22 protein-coding genes and 1 tRNA gene are annotated in these 25,867 nt (G+C 41.3%); 12 read left to right on the top strand and 11 right to left on the bottom strand.

Features of this window, described 5'->3' with window-relative positions; genetic code table 11:
• Positions 1-36 precede the first annotated feature (36 nt).
• From radA to E0409_RS08955, 3 genes are all read left to right on the top strand, one after another.
• The gene (radA, locus tag E0409_RS08945; protein WP_131289838.1) at positions 37-1,428 is read left to right on the top strand and encodes a DNA repair protein RadA; all 1,392 of its coding nucleotides are present in this window, start codon (positions 37-39) and stop codon (positions 1,426-1,428) included.
• 114 nt (positions 1,429-1,542) lie between these two features.
• Entirely contained in the window at positions 1,543-2,517 is a 975-nt protein-coding gene (locus E0409_RS08950) for a Tim44 domain-containing protein (RefSeq protein WP_131289840.1), read from the top strand.
• Positions 2,518-2,829: 312 nt separating this feature from the next.
• Positions 2,830-3,342, top strand: a complete 513-nt coding sequence (locus E0409_RS08955; protein ID WP_131289842.1) for a tetratricopeptide repeat protein — start codon at positions 2,830-2,832, stop codon at positions 3,340-3,342.
• A 54-nt stretch (positions 3,343-3,396) separates the two neighbouring features.
• Here E0409_RS08955 and E0409_RS08960 read toward each other — a convergent pair whose 3' ends face one another.
• Complete coding sequence (locus tag E0409_RS08960; RefSeq protein ID WP_131289844.1) at positions 3,397-3,921, bottom strand: cysteine peptidase family C39 domain-containing protein; 525 nt, start codon at positions 3,919-3,921, stop codon at positions 3,397-3,399.
• 236 nt (positions 3,922-4,157) lie between these two features.
• Here E0409_RS08960 and ahcY point away from each other — a divergent pair, with 236 nt between their 5' ends.
• The 6 genes from ahcY (at position 4,158) to E0409_RS08990 (ending at position 14,043) form a co-directional block, all read left to right on the top strand.
• Positions 4,158-5,540: an adenosylhomocysteinase gene (gene ahcY / locus E0409_RS08965; RefSeq protein WP_131289846.1), complete on the top strand. Its 1,383-nt coding sequence runs from the start codon at positions 4,158-4,160 to the stop codon at positions 5,538-5,540.
• Positions 5,541-5,681: 141 nt separating this feature from the next.
• Entirely contained in the window at positions 5,682-6,518 is an 837-nt protein-coding gene (gene metF / locus E0409_RS08970) for a methylenetetrahydrofolate reductase [NAD(P)H] (RefSeq protein ID WP_131289847.1), read from the top strand.
• Between the two features lie 29 nt (positions 6,519-6,547).
• The gene (locus tag E0409_RS08975) at positions 6,548-7,264 is read left to right on the top strand and encodes a 16S rRNA (uracil(1498)-N(3))-methyltransferase (protein WP_131289849.1); all 717 of its coding nucleotides are present in this window, start codon (positions 6,548-6,550) and stop codon (positions 7,262-7,264) included.
• A 171-nt stretch (positions 7,265-7,435) separates the two neighbouring features.
• Positions 7,436-10,297, top strand: a complete 2,862-nt coding sequence (locus E0409_RS08980; RefSeq protein ID WP_131289852.1) for a bifunctional diguanylate cyclase/phosphodiesterase — start codon at positions 7,436-7,438, stop codon at positions 10,295-10,297.
• A 149-nt stretch (positions 10,298-10,446) separates the two neighbouring features.
• Positions 10,447-12,720, top strand: coding sequence for an NADP-dependent malic enzyme (locus E0409_RS08985; protein WP_131289855.1), 2,274 nt, complete (start codon positions 10,447-10,449; stop codon positions 12,718-12,720).
• Positions 12,721-12,807: 87 nt separating this feature from the next.
• Positions 12,808-14,043 carry a multifunctional CCA addition/repair protein gene (locus E0409_RS08990; protein WP_131289858.1) on the top strand — a complete coding sequence of 412 codons (1,236 nt, stop codon included), beginning with the start codon at positions 12,808-12,810 and terminating at the stop codon, positions 14,041-14,043.
• A 152-nt stretch (positions 14,044-14,195) separates the two neighbouring features.
• Here E0409_RS08990 and epmA read toward each other — a convergent pair whose 3' ends face one another.
• The 6 genes from epmA to greB form a co-directional block, all read right to left on the bottom strand.
• Positions 14,196-15,188: an EF-P lysine aminoacylase EpmA gene (gene epmA, locus E0409_RS08995; protein ID WP_131289937.1), complete on the bottom strand. Its 993-nt coding sequence runs from the start codon at positions 15,186-15,188 to the stop codon at positions 14,196-14,198.
• 2 nt (positions 15,189-15,190) lie between these two features.
• The gene (locus E0409_RS09000) at positions 15,191-16,258 is read right to left on the bottom strand and encodes a 4-phosphoerythronate dehydrogenase (protein WP_131289860.1); all 1,068 of its coding nucleotides are present in this window, start codon (positions 16,256-16,258) and stop codon (positions 15,191-15,193) included.
• Positions 16,259-16,488: 230 nt separating this feature from the next.
• Positions 16,489-16,638, bottom strand: coding sequence for a hypothetical protein (locus tag E0409_RS09005; protein WP_252151796.1), 150 nt, complete (start codon positions 16,636-16,638; stop codon positions 16,489-16,491).
• Positions 16,639-16,872: 234 nt separating this feature from the next.
• Complete coding sequence (locus E0409_RS09010) at positions 16,873-18,096, bottom strand: acyl-CoA dehydrogenase (protein ID WP_131289863.1); 1,224 nt, start codon at positions 18,094-18,096, stop codon at positions 16,873-16,875.
• Between the two features lie 429 nt (positions 18,097-18,525).
• Positions 18,526-18,615 (bottom strand) — tRNA-Ser (locus tag E0409_RS09015).
• Positions 18,616-18,705: 90 nt separating this feature from the next.
• Positions 18,706-19,200 carry a transcription elongation factor GreB gene (greB, locus tag E0409_RS09020; protein ID WP_131289866.1) on the bottom strand — a complete coding sequence of 165 codons (495 nt, stop codon included), beginning with the start codon at positions 19,198-19,200 and terminating at the stop codon, positions 18,706-18,708.
• 364 nt (positions 19,201-19,564) lie between these two features.
• On the opposite strand from greB, the gene E0409_RS09025 reads away from it, so the two are divergent.
• Positions 19,565-20,674, top strand: a complete 1,110-nt coding sequence (locus tag E0409_RS09025; protein ID WP_131289869.1) for an MltF family protein — start codon at positions 19,565-19,567, stop codon at positions 20,672-20,674.
• 59 nt (positions 20,675-20,733) lie between these two features.
• Here E0409_RS09025 and E0409_RS09030 read toward each other — a convergent pair whose 3' ends face one another.
• Positions 20,734-21,117 carry an SCP2 sterol-binding domain-containing protein gene (locus tag E0409_RS09030; protein ID WP_131289872.1) on the bottom strand — a complete coding sequence of 128 codons (384 nt, stop codon included), beginning with the start codon at positions 21,115-21,117 and terminating at the stop codon, positions 20,734-20,736.
• A gap of 216 nt (positions 21,118-21,333) precedes the next feature.
• A complete protein-coding gene (ttcA, locus tag E0409_RS09035) occupies positions 21,334-22,254 on the bottom strand; it encodes a tRNA 2-thiocytidine(32) synthetase TtcA (RefSeq protein WP_131289875.1) in 921 nt (306 codons plus the stop codon).
• Positions 22,255-22,754: 500 nt separating this feature from the next.
• Here ttcA and E0409_RS09040 point away from each other — a divergent pair, with 500 nt between their 5' ends.
• Positions 22,755-23,618 carry a lytic transglycosylase domain-containing protein gene (locus E0409_RS09040; protein ID WP_131289878.1) on the top strand — a complete coding sequence of 288 codons (864 nt, stop codon included), beginning with the start codon at positions 22,755-22,757 and terminating at the stop codon, positions 23,616-23,618.
• 141 nt (positions 23,619-23,759) lie between these two features.
• Entirely contained in the window at positions 23,760-24,665 is a 906-nt protein-coding gene (gene htpX / locus E0409_RS09045) for a protease HtpX (RefSeq protein WP_067868046.1), read from the top strand.
• Between the two features lie 83 nt (positions 24,666-24,748).
• On the opposite strand, the gene E0409_RS09050 is transcribed toward htpX, so the two are convergent.
• A complete protein-coding gene (locus E0409_RS09050; RefSeq protein WP_252151797.1) occupies positions 24,749-24,979 on the bottom strand; it encodes a VOC family protein in 231 nt (76 codons plus the stop codon).
• A gap of 138 nt (positions 24,980-25,117) precedes the next feature.
• Positions 25,118-25,708 carry a DUF4112 domain-containing protein gene (locus tag E0409_RS09055; RefSeq protein WP_131289881.1) on the bottom strand — a complete coding sequence of 197 codons (591 nt, stop codon included), beginning with the start codon at positions 25,706-25,708 and terminating at the stop codon, positions 25,118-25,120.
• Between the last annotated feature and the right edge of the window lie 159 nt (positions 25,709-25,867).

Below are 25,867 nucleotides of genomic sequence, written 5' to 3' on the forward strand. Positions count from 1 at the left end.
CTCATCAATCTTCTTATTTATATAGATAACACTCCAATGAGCAAAGTCAAAACTGTGTACCGTTGCGAACAATGTGGAACTGACCATCCTAAATGGGCGGGACAATGTACAGATTGCGGCGAATGGAATAGTCTGACCGAAGTTCGTCTTGAACCCGCAGTGAGTCACCGTGCACAACCCAAAATAGGCGGCGGATATGCAGGTCAAGTGGCCAATATCACCACCTTAAATAAAGTTTCCGTTTCACATGAATCACGCTTAGCGACGGGCATCAGTGAATTTGACCGTGTTCTCGGCGGTGGCTTGGTGACAGGTTCTGTGGTGCTGATTGGCGGTGATCCCGGGATTGGCAAATCAACCATTCTTTTACAAACTGCGACCCACATGGCATCTGCACAAAGCTCTGCACTGTATGTCACCGGTGAAGAATCGCTTTCACAAGTGGCATTGCGTGCCCACCGTTTGGAGTTACCGACAGACCATCTTCAAGTCATGGCGGAAACCTGTGTGGAACGCATTTGTGAAGTCTTGGCGCAAGTTCGTCCTGCTGTTGCCATTCTCGATTCGATTCAAACGCTTTACACCGAAACCTTGCAATCTGCACCCGGTGGTGTTTCCCAAATTCGTGAATCGGCCGCCTTACTGACCCGTTTTGCTAAAAATAGTGGCACATCCTTATTTCTTGTGGGGCATGTGACCAAAGAAGGTGCTTTAGCAGGTCCACGTGTTTTGGAACACATGGTCGATTGTGTTTTGTATTTTGAAGGCCAATCCGACTCACGTTATCGCATGATTCGTGCAGTGAAAAACCGTTTCGGTGCGGTCAATGAATTGGGCGTGTTTGGCATGACCGACAAAGGCTTGCGTGAAGTTTCCAATCCGTCCGCTATTTTCTTAAGTCGTTATGATGAAGCCATTCCCGGTTCGATTGTGATGATTAGCCGTGAAGGTACACGTCCACTTCTGGTTGAAGTACAAGCCTTGGTGGACGATGCACATGGCCAACCGCGTCGTGTGGCTTTAGGTTTGGAACAAAACCGACTGAATATGTTGCTTGCGGTGATGCATCGTCATGGTGGCGTACAAACTGCAGGACAAGATGTTTATGTCAATGTGGTCGGTGGTTTAAAAATTACCGAAACCGGCTCTGACTTGGCGGTTTTACTTGCCTGTGCTTCAAGCTTGCGTGGTAAAGCATTACCTCAGCAACTGGCGGTGTTTGGCGAAGTGGGGCTATCGGGTGAAATTCGCCCTGTGCCGAATGGTCAGGAACGCTTAAAAGAAGCGGTTAAGCATGGTTTTAAATACATTATTCTACCTAGAGGCAATGCGCCACAAAAACCGATTCCAAATGTGCAGATCATTTCCGTGGCACGGTTGCATGAAGCATTAAGCGAAGCCATGAGCTTAAGTGAAGAATTGGCTTAGGCTTAGACATATGAAACATTATGTAAAAAAAACACCAATTTGATATTGAAATTCGGTGCAAATGACTGCATAACTATAGGGCTATAATTTACTTTTTTATTTAGGAAAAATTCGATGGAAGTTCGACAGCGTGGTTTGATGGCAGGTCTTTTAATGGCAGCTTTGGTGGTCGCACCAATGGCTGAAGCGAAACGTGCAGGTGGTGGTAAAAGCCATGGCATGAGTCGTTCTGCTACTCCAAGTCAATCTTACCAACAACCGCGTCAAGCTACTCCTGCCCCACAACCAACCACCGCACCTGCTCAACAATCGGGTTCTGGCGTAGGTAAAATGGTTGCTGCTGGTGTTGCTGGTGCTGCGATTGGTGCAGTTGCCGCGAATGCAATGGCGGATGACAAACCTGCTGCAAGCGGTGCTGATGCTACAGCACAACAGCAGGAAGAAGAAAAAGGCGGACTTCCAGGCTGGATCTGGATTCTTCTGGCAGCTGCAGTCGCATTCTTCTTGTTCCGTAAATTCGGAGCAAAAAAAAAACTAGCCGCTAACAATCCTTATGCACCAAACAATGCTGGCAATACAGCACCGTTTGGTCAACAAACTGCAGCACCACGTACGTCGAATGACAACAGCAATATTTTTGGTCAAACAGTAGGTGGTTCTGCAGGTGTAGCAACTCAAGCACCTTTTGGCGCAGCTTCAACACAAAGTGGCAGTCAATTGCCAGACGGTACTGAACCTGCTGCATTCTTGCGTGTTGCCCGTCAGCGTTTCAACCATATTCAGTCGATGAATACAGCAAGCAACATTGCTGAAATTCAACGTTATTTAACACCTGATCTTTATCAGTCCATGTATAACGACATTATGGCAAACCAAGACCAGGATGTTGCTGAATTCTCTAACCTGAATGCCATGGTTACAGATTCTGCAAATGAAAATGGTCAATATGTCGTGAGCGTACGTTTCACGGGTACAGTAAGCGAAGATTTAAACAGCTTACCGCAACCTTTTGCAGAAGTTTGGCATTTCACCAAACCTGCAGGTTCTAACCAGGACTGGTTGGTTGCCGGTATTCAACAAGAGGCTTAAGGTCTTTTAAACTAAAAACAGCGACTTCGGTCGCTGTTTTTTATGAATTCTATAAAGGTAGATTAGATTCAAATCTTCTATAAACAGCCTTTAAGTTGATCACATTTATCTGCTCTGCTTTGTTTGTTGGCTTATATTTAAGTTATTTTGAATTCAGGATTAAGAAGGTTACAAATGCAACGGTAATTATTTTGGTCGCGAGCACCCCCCTTTATCTCTTCTAAAATTGAAAAGTGTAAAAAGTCAATCTTCGGATTGGCTTTTTTGTAGCAAACATTTAGGCTATAACAATTATGCGCTCTGGATTTTTGAATGTCTGATCTCCCTATTTCTACCGAACTTTTTAACCGTGCGATGGCAGGCAATCGTGATGCACAATTTGAGCTTGCTGAAATTTATATGCAAAGTGAAAATGATGAGCATGTTGCACTTGCTGAAGAATGGGCACTTAAAGCCGCTCAACTGGGTCATGTTGAAGCCATGTACTGGCTGGGTGAAGGTTATGCATTTTATGCAAAAGACATGCTGGAAGAAGATCCGGAGGAAGCAAAAACCTATTTTGAACATGCTTACCGTTGGTTAGAACAAGCAGCGAAACATAAACATCCTGCTGCTCTTTTAGAGTTATCGAATTTTTATCGCCGTGGTGATGTGGTGGAAAAGGATGTGACCAAGTCGATTGAATTGGTCAAGCAAGCCGCGGAACTCGGTGAAGTTCAAGCCATGCGTGATTTAGCCTGCATTTATGAACACGGCTTGGGTGTAGATGTGGATGATGAAAAAGCCGATTATTGGCATGATAAAGCACAAGCTGCTGAAGAATAATGGGATTAAAAAGCCCATCAAATGATGGGCTTTTGTTTGATACAGCTTTAAATATTAACTTTCGATATAATTATTTGCTTCAACAACAATCACTTGTCGACAAATCCCTTCTGCTTTTTGTTGTTGTTCAAACATAGTCGCGGGCATCGGATCAAAACTGTCAAAGAAACAGATTTCATCCGCATTGACATCATAAACAAGTGAGTGATTACCCACATCTTCTAATGTATCGTAATAGACAATCACAAATTTATTTTGATCAAACACTTGCTGGATTTGCTGATAATTTAACGCAGGTAGAATAGGCAAACCCAGTTTCTCTGCTTCTTGATAACTGAGTTTTTCACCCTCTTGAATATCAGGGTCATGATCGGTATAAAACTGAACATTAAAACCAAACTTTTTCAATCCAACAGCTAGACCGATGGTTGTCGTGCCATTTTCAGCATCATATCTACATACATCTACCAGTTGCTGAATTTCAGCATCGATACCTAAATGTTGCAGCAACATCCATACCGCAAAAATACCGCCATTTGCTTCTAGATTCGCTAATTCTTCAGGCATTTCTAAAGCCATAATTTTCATCCAAAATATGATTGTGCTGATAATAATCAATTTCAGATTGGAACAAAATCGATTTCCAAGTACAATAGCCCGCTAGTCGAGGGATGCTGCGACTTTTTCACAGGCATATAAATGTGAAATCGCTAGGCTCGACGATTCGGTCAAAGCTTCTGTGAAATACAGGTTTTGATCAAAAACGGCATCCGCGAACATAACGATCCAATCTATTTTTTCTCTAGGAGATCCTGATGAACGCGGTTAATGCTTCATTTACAGATTATAAAGTTGCCGATATTTCACTTGCTGATTACGGCCGTAAAGAAATCAAACTTGCTGAAGCGGAAATGCCAGCCCTAATGGGTTTGCGTAAACGCTACTCAGCAGCAAAACCACTTGCAGGCGCGAAAATTCTCGGCTGTATTCACATGACCATTCAAACTGCTGTTTTAATTGAAACTCTAGTTGAATTGGGCGCTGAAGTTCGTTGGACTTCATGTAACATCTTCTCTACTCAAGACCATGCAGCTGCTGCAATTGCTGCACGCGGTATTCCTGTTTTCGCCTGGAAAGGTGAAACTGAAGAAGAATACATGTGGTGTCTTGAACAGCAAATCAATGTCAATGGCAAACCTTGGGATGCCAACATGATTCTTGATGATGGCGGTGACTTAACTGCTGTTGTTCACGAAAAATATCCAGAATTGATTGCTAAAATCCATGGTGTGACTGAAGAAACCACCACTGGTGTGCAACGTCTTTATGAAATGTTACGTGACGGTACTTTGAAAGTTCCTGCAATCAACGTAAACGACTCAGTAACAAAATCTAAAAACGACAACAAATACGGTTGCCGTCACTCTCTTAACGATGCAATCAAACGCGGTACTGACATGTTGATGTCTGGTCGTCGTGCACTTGTGATTGGTTATGGTGACGTAGGTAAAGGTTCTGCTCAATCACTTCGTCAAGAAGGCATGATTGTTCGCGTAACTGAAATCGATCCAATCTGTGCGATGCAAGCATGCATGGACGGTTATGAAGTTGTATCTCCATACAAAAATGGCGTGCAAACTGGCAAGAAAGAAGACATCAACCTTGACCTTCTTCAAAACACTGACCTGATCGTAACGACTACGGGTAACTACCACGTATGTGACTCTGCAATGTTAGATACATTAAAAGCAGGTTCAGTGGTATGTAACATCGGTCACTTTGACACTGAAATCGATACCAACTACTTACGTGGCTACAAATGGGTTGAAGTTAAGCCTCAAGTACACCAAGTGTATCGTTCAGAAGATGAAAGCAACTATTTGATTCTTCTTTCTGAAGGTCGTTTGGTTAACCTGGGTAATGCAACAGGTCACCCATCACGCATTATGGACGGTTCATTTGCTAACCAAGTATTAGGTCAAATGCATTTATTCGCTGAAAAATTTGCTGATCTTCCTGAAGAGCAAAAACAAGCGGCCATTCGTGTAGAACTTCTTCCTAAGAAATTGGATGAAGAAGTTGCTGCTGCAATGGTTGCCGGTTTTGGTGGTGTCTTGACTCAATTGACTCAAGAACAAGCTGACTACTTAGGTGTTCAAGTTGAAGGTCCATTCAAATCTGAGACTTATAAATACTAAGTTTTGACCTCTCCTAACCTCTCCTAAAAGGAGAGGAATTTTCTCAATTTAATTCGAATTGAGGTCCTCCTTCTCCCTCTGGGAGAAGGTCGGGATGAGGGCAATAAAGAACAAAAGTATTGATAAAAAAGGATTTGAAAAATGACCAAACGTGTCCCAATTTCGTTTGAATTTTTTCCGACCAAAACTGATGTCGGTGCGGAAAAACTTCGTGTTGTTCATAAAGAATTACAACTACTAAACCCTGAGTTTTTCTCTGTAACTTATGGTGCTGGTGGTTCTACTCGTGAACGCACACTTGCTGCAATCAATGACTTCAATGGCAAAGGCACTCCCGTAGCCCCTCACCTGTCTTGTATCGGTGATGACAAAGCTCGTATTGCCGAGTTGCTTGATTTATACAAATCACAAGGCATCAATCGTATTGTTGCGCTTCGTGGTGACTTACCTTCAGGTCAGGTGGGCTTAGGCGAATTGCCTTATGCACAAGATCTGGTTCGTTTTATCCGTGAACATTCAGGTGATCACTTCATTATTGAAGTGGCCGCTTATCCTGAAATGCACCCCCAGGCAGAAAGCTTTGATAAAGATATTCAACACTTTGTCGAAAAAGCCAATGCCGGTGCCAATGCAGCATTAACCCAGTTCTTCTTTAATCCAGATGCGTATTTCTACTTTGTAGATCGTATTCAAAAAGAAGGCGTGAACATTCCTGTTGCTCCCGGCATTATGCCAATTACCAATGCAAGCAACTTAATTCGCTTCGCAGATGGTACCGGTGCTGAAATCCCGCGCTGGATTCGTAAGCAATTGGCCACTTATGGTGATGACACCGCTTCAATCAAGGCTTTTGGTCATGAAGTTGTAGTGAAATTGTGTGAACGTCTGCTTGCAGGCGGTGCGCCAAGCTTGCATTTCTATACCATGAACACGACAGATCCAACACGCCAACTCGTGATTGATCTTGGTTTAGCTTAATTTTTTATCTGATTTGTGAGTAATACTGAATGCCGCGTTTTTATATTGAGGCTGATTTGGCTGTTGATATGAATGTTGAATTAACCAAAACGGTTTTTCATCATTGGGTGAAAGTATTACGTGCACAAGTCGGTGAAAAAGCCACCTTGTTTAATGGACAAGGTGGTGAATACGACGTGACGCTTGTTGAAATTGCAAAAAAATCAGCGAGCGTTTCTATCAATACATTCAACCCTGATGATCGCACACCTGCATTCACAGCCTTACTTGGTCAAGTCATGAGTAAAGGTGATCGCATGGATTATGCCATTCAAAAAGCAGTTGAACTGGGTGTATCCAAAATCCAGCTTCTCACTTCTGAACGTTGCGAGATGCGTCTTAAATATGATCGTGATCAAAAGAAGATTGATCACTGGCAAGGTATTGCCATCGCTGCTTGTGAGCAATGCGGGATGAATAAAGTCCCAGAAGTCTTAGCGCCGATCTCTTTACTAGACTGGTTAGCCAGTGAATTACCTAGCACAAAATTAGTGCTTGCGCCCAATAAAGATCAAGTTGATGTTCTAGCCAATGCCACACCTGATATTGCACTATTAATCGGCCCTGAAGGTGGACTCAGCGAGGCTGAAATACAATTATCCAACGATGCTGGATTCATTAATTGGTGTATTGGCAATCGCGTTTTACGTACCGAAACTGCCCCAATCGTTGCTTTATCCATTTTAAATTATAATGTAACTGTATAGTTCATCTGATTTTAGATAAATAGTACCTGATTCGATTGATTTTTCTCAATAACATTATTAATCTTGATTTCAACATACAAATGTATATTTAAAATACAGTTTAGTTTTTTTAAACATGATTAATATTTAGAAAGCAATTTATCGCAAAACAAAAATAAGGTTTCTGCTTTTATGTCAGATATTCAAGACGAGTATATTAAACAGCATGTGAGTGCTGCTCAAATTACCAATACGATTCGACTCAGTCGATTCTTTCTTGTCAGTATTCTGATCGTTTCCTTATCTGTTTATTGCATTTACCAATTTTATTTTACAAAACCTTCTTTCTATTTCAATTTATGGTTTATTGCCACTGAACTGTTGAGTTGCCTAAGTTTACTCATCATCAGTCTCTATTTTAAGCCACATCATTTTGCACTAAATCACGCACATCGCTGGCTGCAATTTCAATGTTTGGCAATAGGAAGTTGTATTGCTATTGGTATTGGTCTGATTTACTACTACTTACCGCAATATAACCCTAATTTCAGCCATGTGAATGCTTTAATTCTCTCGGCTTTATTACTGATTGTGAGCCAGGCCTTTGCCCTGACTTTCTTAACCCAACGTCTAAATTATTTTTGTTTGGCCTTTATTCCAGCCATTTTTCCTTATCTTGCCTCCCAGTTTTTTGCTACAGAGACCTCGAATTATTTATTTCATTTAACGGTCAATTTCACTGTTATTGTCATTTTACTTTGTGCAAATTCTACCACGCGCATTCATAAACGCATTTCAGCACTGTATTCCAAAAATAATCGCTTGGTTAAAAATGCCAAACAACAGGTTCTCTGGACAGATGAGTTATGTCAGCAGTTACAAACTGAAATTAATAAATCCAAAGATATTGAACTGCAATTACAATTAAATAATCAGCTTCTTGAACAGAAAGTCAAAGAGCGAACTTTCGATATTGCTAAAATGAATGCTGATCTGGAAAATCAGCAACAAAATTTGATGTTGGCACATGGAGTCGCAGGACTTCGACCTTGGGACTGGAATATTAAAGATCGGGAAATCCTAGTCACCGATTCTAAACACCAAAAGACCCTAAAACCTTCAAAACAGCACCATCATCAGCTGCAAAATATTATTCATCCCGATGATCTCGAACACGTCCAAACCTCGATGAAGCAAAATTTACGCGGCCAAACCGAGCAGTATGAAGCCACGTATCGAATTCAACACAGCAATGGCAAATGGAAATGGGTCCATGATATTGGTAGAGTCATTGCGCGCGACCCTAACAATAATAAGCCCCTACGTATGGTCGGCATTCGTCGTGACATCCATCAAGAACGGACCGATCAGGAACGCTTAAAACTTGCAGCCAGCGTGCTGCAACAAGCTGCTGAAGGGATTTTCATTCTTGATGAACAACTTTGCTATATCGATGTCAATCCATTCTATGAACAATTGGCGGGTTTTAGCCACGAGCAAATTATTGGAAAGCATTTATTTGATATCGCTGCAAATTATAAACCGCATCAAAGAAACAGCCACTCTTCTATCATCAATCAACTCGATAAAATGGGTGAGTTTGATGGTGAGCTCAATGAAAAATTTCTTTCTGGTAAAGAACTTACAGTCTGGATGCGGATTAATGCCATTATCAATGAAAAAAATCGTGTCACGCACTATATTGGTATCGTATCTGATTTAACGGAACGTAAACTGCAAGAACAACGTCTGTCTTATCTGGAAAATTACGACCCACTAACCGACCTGCCGAATCGCTTTTATTACAACTATCAATTACATCAATATCTAGTCAGTCAAAAGGATTCAATTAAACAGCTCGCTGTAATTCGTCTAAATATTGATCGCTTTAGACCTTTGAATGAATTTCTGAGCAATAGCGGTGGTGATGAGCTGTTACGCCAAGTGGCTCAAAGACTACGACTCACCAATGCTGAAGCATTATTGGTCGCCCATTTAAATGGTGATGACTTTGCCATCGTCTATGAAATTTCGCATATTCGTCCATCGATTCAGCACCATTGTGAACGGATGAGCAAAGCATTTTCATTACCCTTTAACATTTTTGGTCAGGATCATATTATAACCCTGTCTATGGGGATTGCTTTCTATCCTGAAAATGGCCGCCAATTGGATTATCTGAATAATTGTGCAGAACAGGCATTAATCGAAGCGAAAAGCTTGGGTGGCAATACCATCCGTTCTTACTCCAATAAAAATACCGCCTTACTTGAGCAAGGGATTTATCTGGAACGCGATTTACGACTCGCGATTAACAACAATGAACTGATTGTTTACTATCAGCCAAAAATTAATTTTAGCGACCAAGACATTTATGGTTTTGAAGCTTTGGTTCGCTGGAATCACCCAAGCAAAGGCATTATTCCACCAAATTTGTTCATCCCCCTTGCAGAGCAAACCAGTTTGATTTCTGATATTGGCAGAATTGTTATACAACAAACCGCTAAGCAAATTAGAAATTGGAATGATTTAGGCTTTAATAATATATGTGTTTCGGTCAATGTGGTCGCACAGCAGTTGCAACGTGGACAGTTACTCGAAGACCTCGATCATGCCATTCAGACCTACAAAATTTCAGGCTCGAGCCTGGAGCTTGAGATTACCGAATCATCACTGCTTGAGAACTCGGTTACGGTTAAAAATCTGCTCGATGAAATCAAGAAACGGAAGATCAATATTTCTCTGGATGATTTTGGAACGGGTTACTCCTCCCTATCTTATCTTGCTGATTTTCCGATTGATATATTAAAAATCGACCGCAGTTTTATCTCCAGAATTGGGCAAGACAAACAAGAGGCCATTGTCAGTGCCATGATTGCCATGGGCAAAGCCATGGGCATGGTCGTGGTTGCAGAAGGCATTGAAACTGAGGAACAGCTTCAATATCTACAGGATCTTGAATGTGACATTGCTCAAGGCTTCCTGTTTTCAAAACCCTTACCCGAAAGTGAAGCAACAACCTTCCTGGAACAACACCGACTTATACCTTCTTAATATAAGTCGACACGTCTAAATATCAGTTTGCTTGAAAATGGTATATTCGCGACTGTGCTAAGGTCGCAACAAATGTTATATTCAGGTGAATTAAGCAAAAAACCACCACCAGCTCGGGCTGGACAACTCAAGTAACAATAGAGATACAGATGGACGATCAATCATTAAAACAGCAAGCTTTGTACTACCACGAATATCCAACACCAGGGAAAATCAGTGTTACGCCAAGTAAACAGCTGGTCAACCAACATGACCTAGCGCTTGCTTACTCTCCAGGTGTCGCAGCACCATGTTTAGAGATTGAACGTGACCCATCAACTGCAGCACTTTACACTGCACGTGGCAACCTTGTTGCAGTGGTAAGTAATGGTACTGCGGTTTTAGGTCTAGGTAACATTGGTCCTTTAGCATCTAAACCGGTTATGGAAGGTAAAGGCGTACTGTTTAAAAAATTCGCGGGTGTAGATGTATTTGACCTCGAAATTGCTGAAAACGACCCAGACAAAATTGTTGAAATCGTGGCTGCATTAGAACCTACTTTTGGTGGTATTAACCTTGAAGATATCAAGGCACCAGAATGTTTCTACATCGAGAAAAAACTTCGTGAACGCATGAATATTCCTGTGTTCCATGATGATCAACACGGTACGTCTATCATTGTGGGTTCAGCTTTACTCAATGCTTTACAACTCACTGGCAAAAAAATTGAAGAGATTAAAATTGTCGCTTCAGGTGCTGGTGCAGCTGCATTGTCTTGTCTAGATTTGCTTTGTGCTTTAGGTGCAAACAAACAGAACATTACCGTTGCCGATTCACGCGGTTTGTTGACCACTAAACGTGACAATCTGGATGAATCGAAAAAACGTTATGTTCAAGATATTGAAGGCACGCAACTAGCAGATGTTATTGCGGGTGCGGATATGTTCTTGGGACTTTCAGCGGCAGGCATTTTAACCAAAGAAATGGTTAAAGTGATGGCTGAAAATCCAATCATTTTTGCTTTGGCAAACCCGGATCCAGAAATTCTGCCTGAACACGCGCATGAAGTTCGTCCTGATGTGATTATGGCAACGGGTCGTTCGGATTATCCAAACCAAGTAAACAATGCTCTTTGCTTCCCCTATATCTTCCGTGGTGCTTTAGACGTTGGTGCAACCACCATTAATGAAGAAATGAAAATTGCCTGCGTACATGCAATTGCACGTATGGCACACATTGAAGCGGATGCAGCATCTTATGGTGAAAAAACTGCATCATTTGGTCGTGACTATTTAATCCCACGCCCGCTTGATCAACGTTTAATTCTTGAAATTGCCCCTGCTGTTGCCCAAGCTGCAATGGATTCGGGTGTAGCGACTCGTCCGATCGAAGACTTCTCTGCATATCGTCAAAAATTGTCTGAGTTCGTATACAACTCTGCATTTATGATGAAACCAATCTTTGCCCAAGCAAAAACAGCACCGAAGCGTATTGCTTATGCGGAAGGTGAAGATCTTCGTGTACTTCGTGCAGTTCAAATTGCGGTAGATGAAGGTTTAGCGTTCCCAATTCTTGTTGGTCGTACTGCTGTCATCGAAGCAAACATCAAAAAATTGGGCTTGCGTCTTGAACATGGCGTGAACATTGAAATTGTGGATCAAGAGAAAAATCCAGATTACGAATTTTTTGCGGATGATTACTACCAAATCATGCAGCGTAAAGGTGTAACGCCTGAATACGCTCACCGTGAAGCACGTCGTCGCTCTACCCTGATTGCTGCAATGTTAGTGAAACACGGTCATGCAGACGGTATGCTTTGTGGTACATATTCAAGCTATGACATTCACTTAGATTTCGTGAAAAACGTGATTGGCTTAAAAGAAGGTCGTAGCACATTCTTTACCCTCAATGCGTTAATGCTTCAAGATCGCAACCTGTTCATTGCCGACACTTATGTAAACACCAACCCAACGGCTGAACAGTTGGCTGAAATGACCATTTTGGCGGCTGAAGAAGTGCGTCGTTTTGGTGTGACTCCACGTATTGCGTTGTTATCGCATTCAAGCTTTGGTTCTGACCAAACCGATGCAAGCGCACAAAAAATGCGTAAAGTATTTGAAATTTTAAGTGAAATTGCACCTGAACTTGAAGTCGAAGGTGAAATGCACGGTGATGCTGCACTGGATGAAAATATTCGTCATTTTGCATTCCCGAACTCACGTTTCAAAGGTTCTGCAAACTTACTCATCATGCCAAACCTTGATGCAGCAAACATTTCATTTAACCTGTTGAAAGCGACTTCAGGTAACAATGTAACGATTGGCCCAATTTTGTTGGGTGCTGCAAAACCTGTGCATATCTTGACACCGACTGCAACAACACGTCGTGTGGTAAATATGACAGCGTTGACCGTTGCTGAAATTCAACAGTCACAAGAAGGCTAGTATTTAACTTTAGCAAAAAGCTAAGGTTCTTTACTTGAGAAAACCTCTATTCTGTAGCATGATTGCTTGAAGAATAGAGGTTTTTTCATGCGAGTTTATTTAGTAGGCGGTGCAGTACGTGATCACTTACTCGGTCACCCCTATCACGAAAAAGATTATGTGGTTGTTGGTGCAACACCTGAACAACTTCTTGCTCAGGGCTATCAGCCGATAGGTAAAGATTTCCCTGTTTTTTTGCATCCCGAAACAAAAGAAGAATATGCTTTAGCCCGTACCGAGCGTAAATCCGGTCAGGGTTATCATGGCTTTGAATTTTATACAGATACGAGTGTAACCCTTGAAGAGGATCTGATCCGTCGTGACCTGACCATTAATGCGATGGCGATGGATGAAGATGGCAACGTATACGACCCTTATAAAGGTCAGCAAGATCTAACAGATCGAATATTACGTCATGTATCCAATGCTTTTGTCGAAGATCCGCTACGCGTTTTACGTATCGCACGATTTGCAGCGCGTTATAAATCACTTGGGTTCAGCGTGGCATCTGAAACTTTGGCATTGATGCAACAGTTGGCGGAATCGGGTGAATTACAGGCATTAACGCCTGAACGAGTATGGAAAGAAACCTCTCGTGCCTTGATGGAAGATCATGCCGATGAATATTTCGAAACGCTACGTCGCTGTGGTGCGTTAAAAGTCCTGTTCCCAGAACTAGATGCTTTATACGGTATTCCGCAACGTCCTGAATACCATCCGGAAATTGATAGCGGCATTCATACCATGATGTCGCTACAACAAGCCTGTAAAGCCAATTATTCACTAGATGTACGCTTTGCCGTTCTGGTTCATGATTTAGGTAAGGCATTGACTCCGGCAGATGAATTACCACGTCATATCATGCATGAAGAACGTGGTGTCAAATCGGTAACCGAAGTGTGTGATCGCCTTAAAGTTCCCACCAACACCAAGCAACTTGCTATTGCGGTATGTAAAGAACATTTAAAATGTCATCAAGCCTTAAGCTTAAAACCGGGGACTTTATGGCGCTTATTGCAACGTCTAGATGTATTACGTCGCCCTGAACGCGTTGAAGCTTATGTACAGGCCTGTGAATGTGATTCACGTGGCCGCCTTGGTCTAGAAGATCGTGAATATCCACAATCACAATATGTACTAGATGCCATGGAAGTGGTTCGTGGCATTAAAGCGCAGGATTTACCACCCGATATTAGTGGTCCTGATATCGGTGAAATGTTGATTCAACGGCGCATTCAAGCACTTGAAGAATTAAAAGCCCGGCAGATTATTGCTACTGTATAGCGCATAAAAAAGCCTCTCATTTGAGAAGCTTTTTTATTTTAACCCCTCGCCTTGCATAGCAATGCTAGTCATCTTTAAAAAAAGAACAACTTTCCCCCTTCCTTTTTTAAAGGGAGGTTAGGAGGGATTTATAGGATTTTTTAGCAATACAATTAAGAAACATCCGCAGGAAAAGTAATCACTTTTTCAAGTTTCATCTGTTCAGTCGCGACCATCAATAAACGGTCAATCCCTAAAGCAATGCCGGAACATTCGGTCATATGCGGTAAAGCCTCCAGTAGATATTCATCAATCGGCATCACATGTAAGCCAAGCTTTTCACGTTCCAGATTATCGGCTTCAAAACGGGAGCGTAACACTGTGGCATCAATCAGTTCATCATAGGCATTGGCCAATTCCAAGCCTTCAATATAAAGCTCAAAACGGGCTGCGACCTGTTCCCCCTCTTCATCGACTTTAACTTTGGCGAGTGATGCCATTTCAGGTGGGAAATCGGTTAAAAATACCGGAGTATCAAACCCTAAACTCGGTTCAACCATATGTGAAAATAACAGGTCGATATATCCCAAGCGGTCATCACCCAGATCCAGATTTAAACCGACTCGGTTACAGCAGTCTTTCAGCTGTTTTAAGCTGGCCTGCAAGGGATTGAGATCCAGACGATCCATAAAGGCATGCTTGTAACTTAAAATGGTCGGACGGACTTCGCCAAAACGCTGTACTAAGGTCACATTAAGCAAGTCGGTGACTTCAAACATCAGTTCTTTCAAGCTTAAATTTGGACGGTACCATTCCAGCATGGTGAATTCACTATTGTGTTTTCGCCCATGTTCATCATCACGAAAGACTTTGCAAATTTGGTAAATTGGACCACTACCACTGGCCAATAATCGCTTCATGGCAAATTCAGGTGAAGTTTGCAGATAATGGGTGTGTTGGCGACCACCGAGATGACGCTGAGCCTGAACTGAGGCTAAATGTACATCGGTAACACCTGCTTGTGACAAGATTGGCGTTTCCACTTCAAGTACATCACGCTCAGCAAAGAACTGACGGATTTGTGCATACATTTTGGCACGGGCTTTTAGCGCCTTGATATCACAGGTCGGTTGATAATTGATGCTTTTGCTTTCAGTATTTGCCATGTTCATGCTTTCGGGCCTCCGTGCGCTGCCCATTCACGGCGTAAAGGATAGGTTTTACGTAAATAATCAAAGGCTTTTTGATCCACTTTGCCCTCTTTTAAACAGGCACGTAAATTGGCATCATCACGTGCAATATCATAAATGTGAACAAGATGCTGTTTCAGCACCTGTTTTAAATCTTGATCTTGAAAATATTGCTCGCAGACCGGTAATTGAGTTTCAAATTTTTTATCTGCAGTAAAATTAAAGGTTTTGCAGAAAGCATCGTAAATCATTTGCGTGCCACGTGCTTTGCCTTCCAGGCTATAGCCCGCAATATGCGGTGTGACCAAACAAATCAGATTTAAGAGCTGTTCTGAAATTTCAGGTTCATGTTCAAACACATCCAGAACCACTAGGCGTTTGGTCTTTTCAATATCCGCAATCAGTGCCGTTTCCTCAACCACTGGACCACGTGCTGAATTAATCAAGATCGCCTCGGGCTTCATTTGTGCCAAAGCATCCGCGTTGATCAAATGAAAAGTTGGATGCTCCCCGGTTTTGGTTAAGGGGACATGAATAGAAATGGCATCTGCAGTTTTTAACAATTCTGCTAATTCAACTTGATTCACAGATTCACGCTGTACGAAGGGATCATAAGCAATCACGTTCCAGCCCAGCAATTTTGCCATATAGGCCAAACGTGAACCGACATTGCCCAGACCTATAATACCCAGGGTGAATTGTTCATTTTTATCGATTAAATTGGGTTGTAAATATAACAGTGCGGTGATCACATATTCAGCCACCGCCTGCGCATTACAACCTGCCGCATTTGACCATGCGATATGGTGTTTTTCTAAAGCGGTAATATTCAAATGGTCAGTACCAATGGTGGCACTACCGACAAATTTTAATTTTGTATCTTGAATCAGTTGTTCATTTACTTGGGTCACAGAACGAACCAGCAAGGCTTCAGCAGCCTGTACATCGGCATGGGTTAAAGTCCGCCCCGCTGCTTGCTGAATTTCTCCAAAATCTGCAAAGAAATATTCGGTAAAGGCCAGATTTTCATCTGCAACGATTTTCATAGTGCGTTCCAATGACATGAAGACCGCTATGATAACCCTTGAAGGTGAATCTGACTATGCACGTTAAGGAAGAAGCAAATGCTTAAAGCGAGATTAAATAGTCCTTAAACCTCATTTTCATTCTCCAGATTGTTCAACGCTTTAATGGAAGGTTTAACTACCAAATATAAGACCGAATTCTGTAAAAAATCCGGTCAAAACAAGAACCACTAAAACTTCAATCCAATAGATTAAGCCACGGCACCATCAATCACCAGTGAAATAAATGCAAAGACAAATGCAATTTTCCAGGTGTTTTTATGAATGCGATGCGCTGTGCCTACATTGGATGGTAATTTTCTGCTGAGCGTTCCTGCTCCAGCCTGTATATCATTATTCATTTCCATATCCCTCATTTTCCCAAATGAGTCATCGGTAATCCTATTATTTCTCTACATTTTCCTGAGGTTCTTTATTATTTTTCTAGCATTCCGTTTGAACTTTAAGCGTGCAAATGCACAGAGTTACAAGAATGTTTCACGATGAATCTTTTAATTAAAGTTAATTATTGATTTTTTTAAGACAAAACGTCTCTAGGATGTACACGAATTAACACCCTGAAGTGAAAAATTCAATTAATTACCGAATGCAGCAATACCAGTCTGTGCGCGTCCTAAAATCAAGGCATGCACATCATGGGTACCTTCATAGGTATTTACCACTTCCAGATTCACCAGATGACGGGCTACACCAAATTCATCACTGATGCCATTTCCGCCGAGCATGTCACGCGCAAGTCGTGCAATATCTAGGGCTTTACCACAGTTATTACGTTTGATCAGTGATGTTCCTTCCACCGAAGCAATACCTTCATCTTTCATGCGGCCAAAACGTAAAGCAATCTGCAAGCCAAGGGCAATTTCAGTTTGCATGTCCGCCAGTTTTTTCTGAATCAGCTGGTTAGCAGCGAGTGGACGGCCAAACTGTTTACGATCCATGGTGTATTGATGTGCAGTATGCCAGCAGAATTCTGCTGCACCCATTGCCCCCCAGGCAATCCCATAACGGGCACTATTCAGGCAGGTAAATGGGCCTTTTAATCCACGGACTTCCGGAAACGCATTTTCTTCCGGCACAAAGACGTTATCCATCACGATTTCACCGGTGATTGAGGCACGTAAACCCACTTTACCGTGAATGGCTGGCGCTGAAAGTCCTTCCCAGCCTTTCTCTAAAATAAAACCACGGATGTCACCGACATTGCCTTCAGCAGATACTTCTTTGGCCCAGACCACAAATACATCCGCAATCGGACTGTTGGTGATCCACATTTTTGCGCCCGTTAAGCGGTAACCACCATCGACTTTTTTGGCACGGCTAATCATGCTACCCGGATCCGAACCATGATCCGGTTCGGTCAAGCCGAAGCAACCAATATATTCACCGGTGGCCAGTTTAGGCAAGTATTTTTGTTTCTGTTCTTCCGAACCAAATTCATTAATTGGCACCATCACCAACGAACTTTGTACACTGGCCATGGAACGGTAGCCTGAATCGACATATTCAATTTCACGCGCTACCAGACCATAACTAACATAGTTCAGCCCTGCACCACCGTATTGCTCAGGAATGGTGGGGCCGAGCAGACCCAGCTCGCCCATCTCACGGAAAATTGAAGCATCGGTTTTTTCATGACGGAACTGTTCAAGTACACGAGGTTGTAAACGCTCTTGACAGTAAGCATGTGCAGAATTGCGAATCATGCGCTCTTCTTCTGTGAGTTGCTGTTCGATTAAAAATGGATCTTGCCAGTTAAATTGAACTTTTGCTGTTTTTTTCGTATTGATCATTTGATTCATCGCTTCCTCTGCTCGATATCATGTTCTATTTATCTAACTCGATACTAGGGCCGAAAAATGATTCTTTCAAACGATAAATTTGAGAAATATAGAAAAATAAAAAAATTCATCTCTATGCTTTTTAGTTCAGTTGAGATATCTATGATGAATTGAAGTCGTGTTTTTAAAATATTTATTTTTAACCATAATAAAAGGTTTATTCGCAGTGCGTGAAGCAATCTTCCCTTCTGCAATCATTCGTAAATCTTAACAATCAACGCTCAATAAGTACCCGCTTAAAGACCTTTATATTCAATCTTTGAAATCATTTGTATCCACTGAATACGCACAAATTTATCCAACGTTCTTCTTTATTTATATTTTAGTATTTTTTATTCATAAAAATTTTAGGCAATAAAAAACCCCGATCAATGATCGGGGTTTTGAATTTGGCGGAAGCGGTGAGATTCGAACTCACGGAGGACTCACACCCTCGTCGGTTTTCAAGACCGGTGCATTAAACCGCTCTGCCACGCTTCCAATGGCCGCTATGATATAAATAAAAACCCATCTTGGCAAACACTTTTATGCTTTTTTCTTACCGAGTGATTAAAATAAAATCAAAATGTATTAATTTACTGAATTTTCAGGCTTTTCATAACGAATTTGATTGATATACCACTGTTTCTTGCCTAATGGGGTCAGTACCTCAACCTCATCATCAACTTGTTTTCCAAGTAAAGCGCGTGCCATGGGCGAATCAATCGAAATATGCTGTGGATGGTGATCATATATTTCATCTACACCCACAATACGTAAGGTTTTTTGTTCACCTTCATCATTTTCAATATCCACCCAGGCACCGAAATACACTTTGCCCTCTTGCTCAGGCGAAAAATCAATAATTTTAAGCTCTTCTAAACGCTTGCCCAAGTAACGAACACGACGATCAATCTTACGTAAAATTTGCTTGTTGTATTGATAATCCGCGTTTTCCGAACGATCGCCGAGACTCGCTGCCCAGTTCACTTTTCGGGTAATTTCTGGTCGTTCTTCATGCCACAAATGCTGTAATTCCGCGACCAGTTTGTCATGTCCAGAACGTGTAATTAAGTTAGATTTCATAGTATTTTTTGATGTTCTGCTTACAATTTGCTTACAAGAGTGGTCTATTTTATCCGCTATTTACACACAACTAAAGTTTATAAAATTAATTCTTCAATTAAATTAATCTTTTATGTTACATATCTCTAAAAAGTTTAGTACAAAATTTGACAAGTTTATTTTTCACGCTTATTATTCGCACATGTTTTTAAATCGCTTACTTTTTAATCTATGTAGAAATTCTACATTATTCTCCTTTTAATCCAATGTCATTTTGAATGACGTCATGCCTGCCCAACCCTTATTGAATTTATCAAACTTGAAAAAGCTTGAGGCATGTGCGCCTTTGCTTTTTAGGGCATAAATTACTTGTAGCGGAGACAACATGCACAGTAGTTCAACTTCTGGGGTGAGGCTTTGCCTTAACTCTTTAAAATCTTCTCTCTCATTAAAAATTCTTGCGTTCAGTACCCTGTTCATTCCGTTTCATAGTATTAATGCAAGTAAATCGTTCCAATATGATTCCGTAGTCAACGGCAAGCAACTCACCGTTGTTTCAGTGGAAAATTCGACCACAGTATTTAAAGATGGCGCGCATTTACATGGGTTTGGTTATGACCTCGCGCGTAACTATGCCAACAGCTTAAACGTCAAACTGGTGTTTAAAACTGTGCCTGATAATGCGACTGCACTAAAATGGGTATCGCAAGGTAAAGCCAATTTTGCCATGACGACAGCAGATGTCAGTTCAATTGAACAAAAGCGTCTGACTTCTTTTTCAGCAACCTGTGGTGATATCGGCAGCCTGCAACAAAATGGCTTAAATACAAACCTGAATTGGGTATTTAAACATGCGGATGATCCACTGACACAAACCGCAAGTGGTTTTGTGTGTAAAGGGAAACAGTCCGGTTCGATTCGACAACTTGCATCATTTTATAATCAGAATGCTGTAAAAGAAGAATCATGGGATAGCATTCAGCGTGATTTAAATCAGCGTATGCCTATTTATAAAGCCAGCTTTAAAAATACCGCTGCAAAATATGATTTAGATTGGCACCTATTGGCAGCCATTGGTTATCAGGAATCGTATCTGAAACCCAATTCAGTATCGCCTACCGGTGTGCGTGGTTTGATGATGCTGACCAACAGTACCGCAAAAGCCATGGGTGTAAGTAACCGAACTGACCCGGCTCAAAGTATTGAGGGTGGCGCGAAATATTACGACCAGATGTTAAGTCGCTATGAAGATGTTCCCTTTCCTGACCGTAACTGGTATGCGCTTGTGGCTTATAATATGGGACCTGGTGCGGTAAATCAGATTCAGAAACGAATTCAGGCACAAGGTAAAAATCCAAATAATTGGGTTAATCTGTATAGTTATCTGGATCGTAACAAAGCCAGCAATGGCCGTTACCGTCAAGCGGTACAATATGTAACGCGTATTCGCTCTTATTTAGAACATATTAAAACCACACAGTTAGTGAATATTTAACCTCTTCTAAATACAAAAAAAGCTTACCCAAGGGTAAGCTTTTTTATGCTTAAAAATTCTTAAGTTGTTTGCTCAAGTACTTTCTTAAATAAATCTTTTTGTTCTTGGCTTGGTTTGGCAGTTTGTAAAGCCATCAATTGTGACATATCACCTTGAACTTTAATTTTGCCGGTCATGAATGCCTGCATAGCAGCTGCCATATCAAATTCCAGAAACACTTTACGAAGGGTTTCACCATCCATATTCAAAGTGGTTTTAGCATTTGGAGACAGACCTTTTTTGATTGCACCACCATCCAAAGACAATTCTGTATTGCCTTGTGAATCTGTAACGACTAAGTTAATTGCTAAATTTGCAAGTGCAGGTGCCAAGTTTAAGTCGCCCGCTTGAGCAGTTAAGCTTTCTACATTTGAAAACCAATCATCAGTTAAAAAGGTAGGCATGATCTTTCCTCAATTTATTCGTTCATTTGTGTCGCCTATCCAGACAACATCTTTGTGAAGCTATTTGTGCTTGACGCTTGTTATAGCATGTAAAATTGTTTTCTGCTTAACGTTTTTTGCACGACACGTTCAATTTTTATATTTTTAATACATTATTTAACTAAATCAAATATATAAAATAGACACCAATCCTAAAACCGGTGTCTACCGCAACCATTATTCAGCAGCAAAACCTAAATTCACCATATTGATGCGTTTGCTCTGTGGTTCATCTTCTGTTGAACAGCTACCGGTGAAATCAAGTTCACGTTGTGCATCTAAAGCTTCAAAGTCAAACAATTCACGATCGGCCAATTGTGAAGGTGATACGTTTTGCATGGCACCAAAAATACTATGCAAACGCTTCGGATATTGGGCATCCCATTCACGTAGCATATTGTTGATCATCGCGCGCTGTAAATTTTCCTGTGAACCACACAAGTTACACGGAATAATCGGGAACTGACGCATTTCTGCATACTTGATGATGTCTTTTTCTTCCACATAAGCCAGTGGACGAATCAGGATATTCTTCTTGTCAGATGACAAAAGTTTTGGTGGCATGGCTTTCAAGCTGCCGCCATGGAACAAGTTCAGGAAGAAAGTTGCCATAATGTCATCACGGTGATGACCCAAAGCCACTTTGGTCGCGCCAATTTCTTGTGCAAAACCATATAACGAACCACGACGTAAACGCGAGCACACTGCACAATACGTTTTACCTTCAGGGGTCAATTTTTTGGTGATGCTGTAGGTGTCTTTTTCCAGAATGTAATATGGAATGTTATTTTCTTCCAAATAACGTGGCAAGACATCTTCAGGGAAACCCGGCTGCTTTTGGTCAAGGTTCACCGCAACGACATCAAAGTTTATTGGTGCAATACGTTTAAACTGCAACATAATGTCCAGCAAGGTATAACTGTCTTTACCACCAGAAATACATACCATCACCTTGTCACCTTCTTCGATCATTTTAAAATCACGAATGGCATGACCGACTTGACGGCGAAGCTTTTTCAACAAACGGTAATATGCCGAACTTGTTGGCAGTTCTGGTTTGAAATTAAATCCTTGTTCGGACTCAACTGGCGAGTACATAGACGAGATTTACCCATAAATAAAAATACCGCGCAATTTTATCCGATTCAGCCTCACATCGCACCAAAAGAATGTAATTTCTGAAAATTGATTATTGTTGTCATTTTCATGTAATCAACCACATGCTATTTTGGACGGTGCAGTTCAAATTTTAGCCACAATGCTTACCAATTGTACTTTTCCACAGTTGTCCACAAAACCTGTGGATAACTTTGTGGATTTCAAAAGGCTTGACAAGGTGTCCGACCTATTATTTAAGGCTTCTATTTAAATTGATCATTTTTTGATCAATTTTATTTTAAATAAAAATCAACAACTTAATAGTGTCAAGTTATCCTGATTAAAAAAAAATTAAAATATTTTTTGATTACTATCTCTGCAATTAGCACTTGCTTTTTACAAACTTGCAGAGAAATAAGTTCCAGAATACTTTTAATTGTGTTTTTTTTTGTTAAACTCCTGTTGAACTGTCTGGAGCAGATTTTTTTCTATATAAAAAAATGAAAAATAACATTGTAAGCATGGGACTTTATTTTTTGGGGTGTGTAACAGTTGGTTCTGTTGCATCGACCAGTTATGCCGGTCAAACCATCTACCAGTTAAAAGATTCGAATGGCACCACCCTACTCACCAATAAAAAGGGGCGCTATAACCATCTAAAAGTGGAAAAAAAGACCTATTATCCGGACAGTAATATCCATAGTTATAGCAATTGGGGCAGCTCTGAAGCTTCGGTATTGCCTAGCTATAGCCGTAATAAAAATGCCTTTGACTCGATTATTAAACAAGCAGCGTCACAACACGGTATTTCTGAAGGCTTAATTAAAGCAGTCATGCATACTGAATCTGGGTTTAATGTGAATGCACGTTCACCTGTCGGTGCACAAGGACTGATGCAACTGATGCCTGCAACGGCGCGACGCTTTAATGTTTCCAATGCATTTGATCCCCACCAGAACATTATGGGTGGGGCAAAATATTTATCTTGGCTGATGAAACGTTTTAACGGCAATACTTCACTGGTTTTAGCCAGCTATAATGCTGGTGAAGGCAATGTTGCAAAATATGGTGGCATTCCCCCGTTTAAAGAAACCCAAGATTATGTCAGACGGGTTAGCAGTCGTTATAGCAACTTATACTCCAATGGTCTGGGTAACAGCTCAAGTTCAACCAACCCGAGTTCTGATGCTGGAAAAATTGTTGCTCAATCCAACAATTATGAATCAGCCTCATCACATGCAGCGCCTCGTTATAGTTCACAGCGTCAAATTATTGTGGCATCCGATGGCAGCTTCACTGATGCTCCCGGCTCGTACACCACGGCACATGCCACGGCTTCAGCAAAAATTTCAATTACCGACTAACAAAGTCATTTTTGAAATCGGCATCATACAACAGAATTACTTATTTTTCTTCTTGAATTTTTAAGACTTACACCTCATATTTAGTAAATGATTTTTGATTCATAAATCAGATTATTTTTTTATTATAAGAGGATTCTCTCAATGATGCGGATTGGTTTGTTCTTGCTTACCAACCTCGCGGTACTGGTTGTAGCTGGCATTATTTTGTCACTCTTCGGTGTCGGTAGTTACCATGGCGCGGGTGGCTTAAATCTAGGCAACCTATTGGTCATCTGTTTTGTCTTTGGTATGGTTGGTTCTATCATTTCCCTGTTCATGTCAAAATGGATGGCGAAAAAAACCACTGGGACAGAATTAATTGACCCGAATGCGCCTCGTAACCAAGCCGAAGCATGGTTATTACAAGAAATTGCACAATTGTCGCAACGCGCTGGTATCAATATGCCAGAAGTGGGTATTTTCCCTTCTTATCAATCCAATGCTTTTGCAACAGGTTGGAACAAAAACGACGCTTTAGTAGCCGTTTCAACGGGTTTACTCGAACGAATGAACAAAGATGAACTTCGTGCGGTACTTGCGCATGAAATTGGTCACGTTGCCAATGGCGATATGGTGACCCTTGCCTTGATTCAAGGTGTTGTCAATGCCTTCGTCATGTTCTTTGCACGTGTAGTCGGTGATTTTATTGACCGTAACGTATTTGGTCGTGAAGATGGCGAAGCACCGGGACTGGCTTACTTCGGTATTACTATCGTACTGGATATCGTGTTTGGTATTTTGGCATCTTCTATCGTGATGTGGTTCTCACGTCAGCGTGAATACCGTGCCGATGAAGCTGGTGCACGTTTAGCCGGTAAACAAGCCATGATTTCAGCATTATTACGTTTACAGGCAGAATCAGAACTACCTGATCAAATGCCTAAAGAAATGAAAGCGTTTGCAATTGCGGAAGGTAAGGAAGAAGGGTTTAGCTTAGCGGCTTTGTTCCAAACTCACCCAACGATTGAACAACGTGTGGCTGCATTACATCAGTTAAACTGCCCATAATATGGTTTGATTAAAAATACCGGTTGATTAAATTGAATATAAAAAAGCCTCCACATGGAGGCTTTTTTAATGCTGTTGAAAACCTAATAAGCTACCGTTGATCTCATGACACAGAACATCTCTATTTCAGCCAGGTATTTTATATCAATGATTCGAGCTTGTGGAAATGCAGCCCAATTTAAACCCTGCCATGCTTGATAAAGAGCTGCCAAACCCTCAACCTGAATACACGCACTCTGCCAAGAGCGTTTAGGATCCAATTCGGAATGATGAAAAATTCCAGAGTTAAACTGCCATGATGCAGAATCATCCATTCATCCATTGATTGGATTGATCAGTAGATTGAAAACCAAGTATGCGATAAAAATCACATGTCGCGTCAAAATTGATTGCGGGTAAATTCGCAGCAATATAAGCCATGGTTTTTTATCCATAAACCTTATCGGATAAAATCAAAAAGCACTCAATCCTTGAAACCATTGCCATAACCAGCTCAAACCGAACCACATCGCAATCAGCATCAGTACTAAAACGATTGCCCCCAGAAGATCTGGAATATGTAACCACAGCCAAACCACTACAGGATTTCGCCAAAAGGCTGAGTTCTGCTGTTTATTCTCCAGACTTTCATGCAAAAATGGATGAACCACATGTGAATCACTGTGAATCTGATATTCCTCTCGAATATGCTCATGCACAATGGTTAAGGCTTTACGGCTTGGACGAATAAAAATATCAAAAACGGTTCCAAGCACTGGAATAAATCCGACCACAGCATCCACCATGGCAAGTTTCATCACCGAATTGAGTTTGCTTTGTGGCACCCCTATTTGCTTGGCTTTGTAAATCGCATAACAGGTCAATACAAAACCTGCGACATCACCAGCGACAGGAATCGTACTCAATGCGGCATCTGCCCCAATCCCTTGCTTAGTGAATGGGATACGCACCACCGAGTCCATCATATTAGCAAACTTGGCTAAATCCCGCTCTAGACGCACCACTTCTTGCTGGCTGAGTTTTTTTTGTTGTTGCTCTGGCATAAGCCTCAATTCCAAGGAAAGCATTATCTAAACACTTGAGATTACACCATATCTTTTCTACACGCTGTGTATCATTATGATAAGTAAAACCGTTAACTGATCTGCCAGAACAAATCCAGATTTAGAGTCAGTACATTTTTGGGTTCATAAAATGCAACG

This window comes from Acinetobacter sp. ANC 4862 (assembly GCF_004336635.1).
Classification (GTDB): domain Bacteria; phylum Pseudomonadota; class Gammaproteobacteria; order Pseudomonadales; family Moraxellaceae; genus Acinetobacter.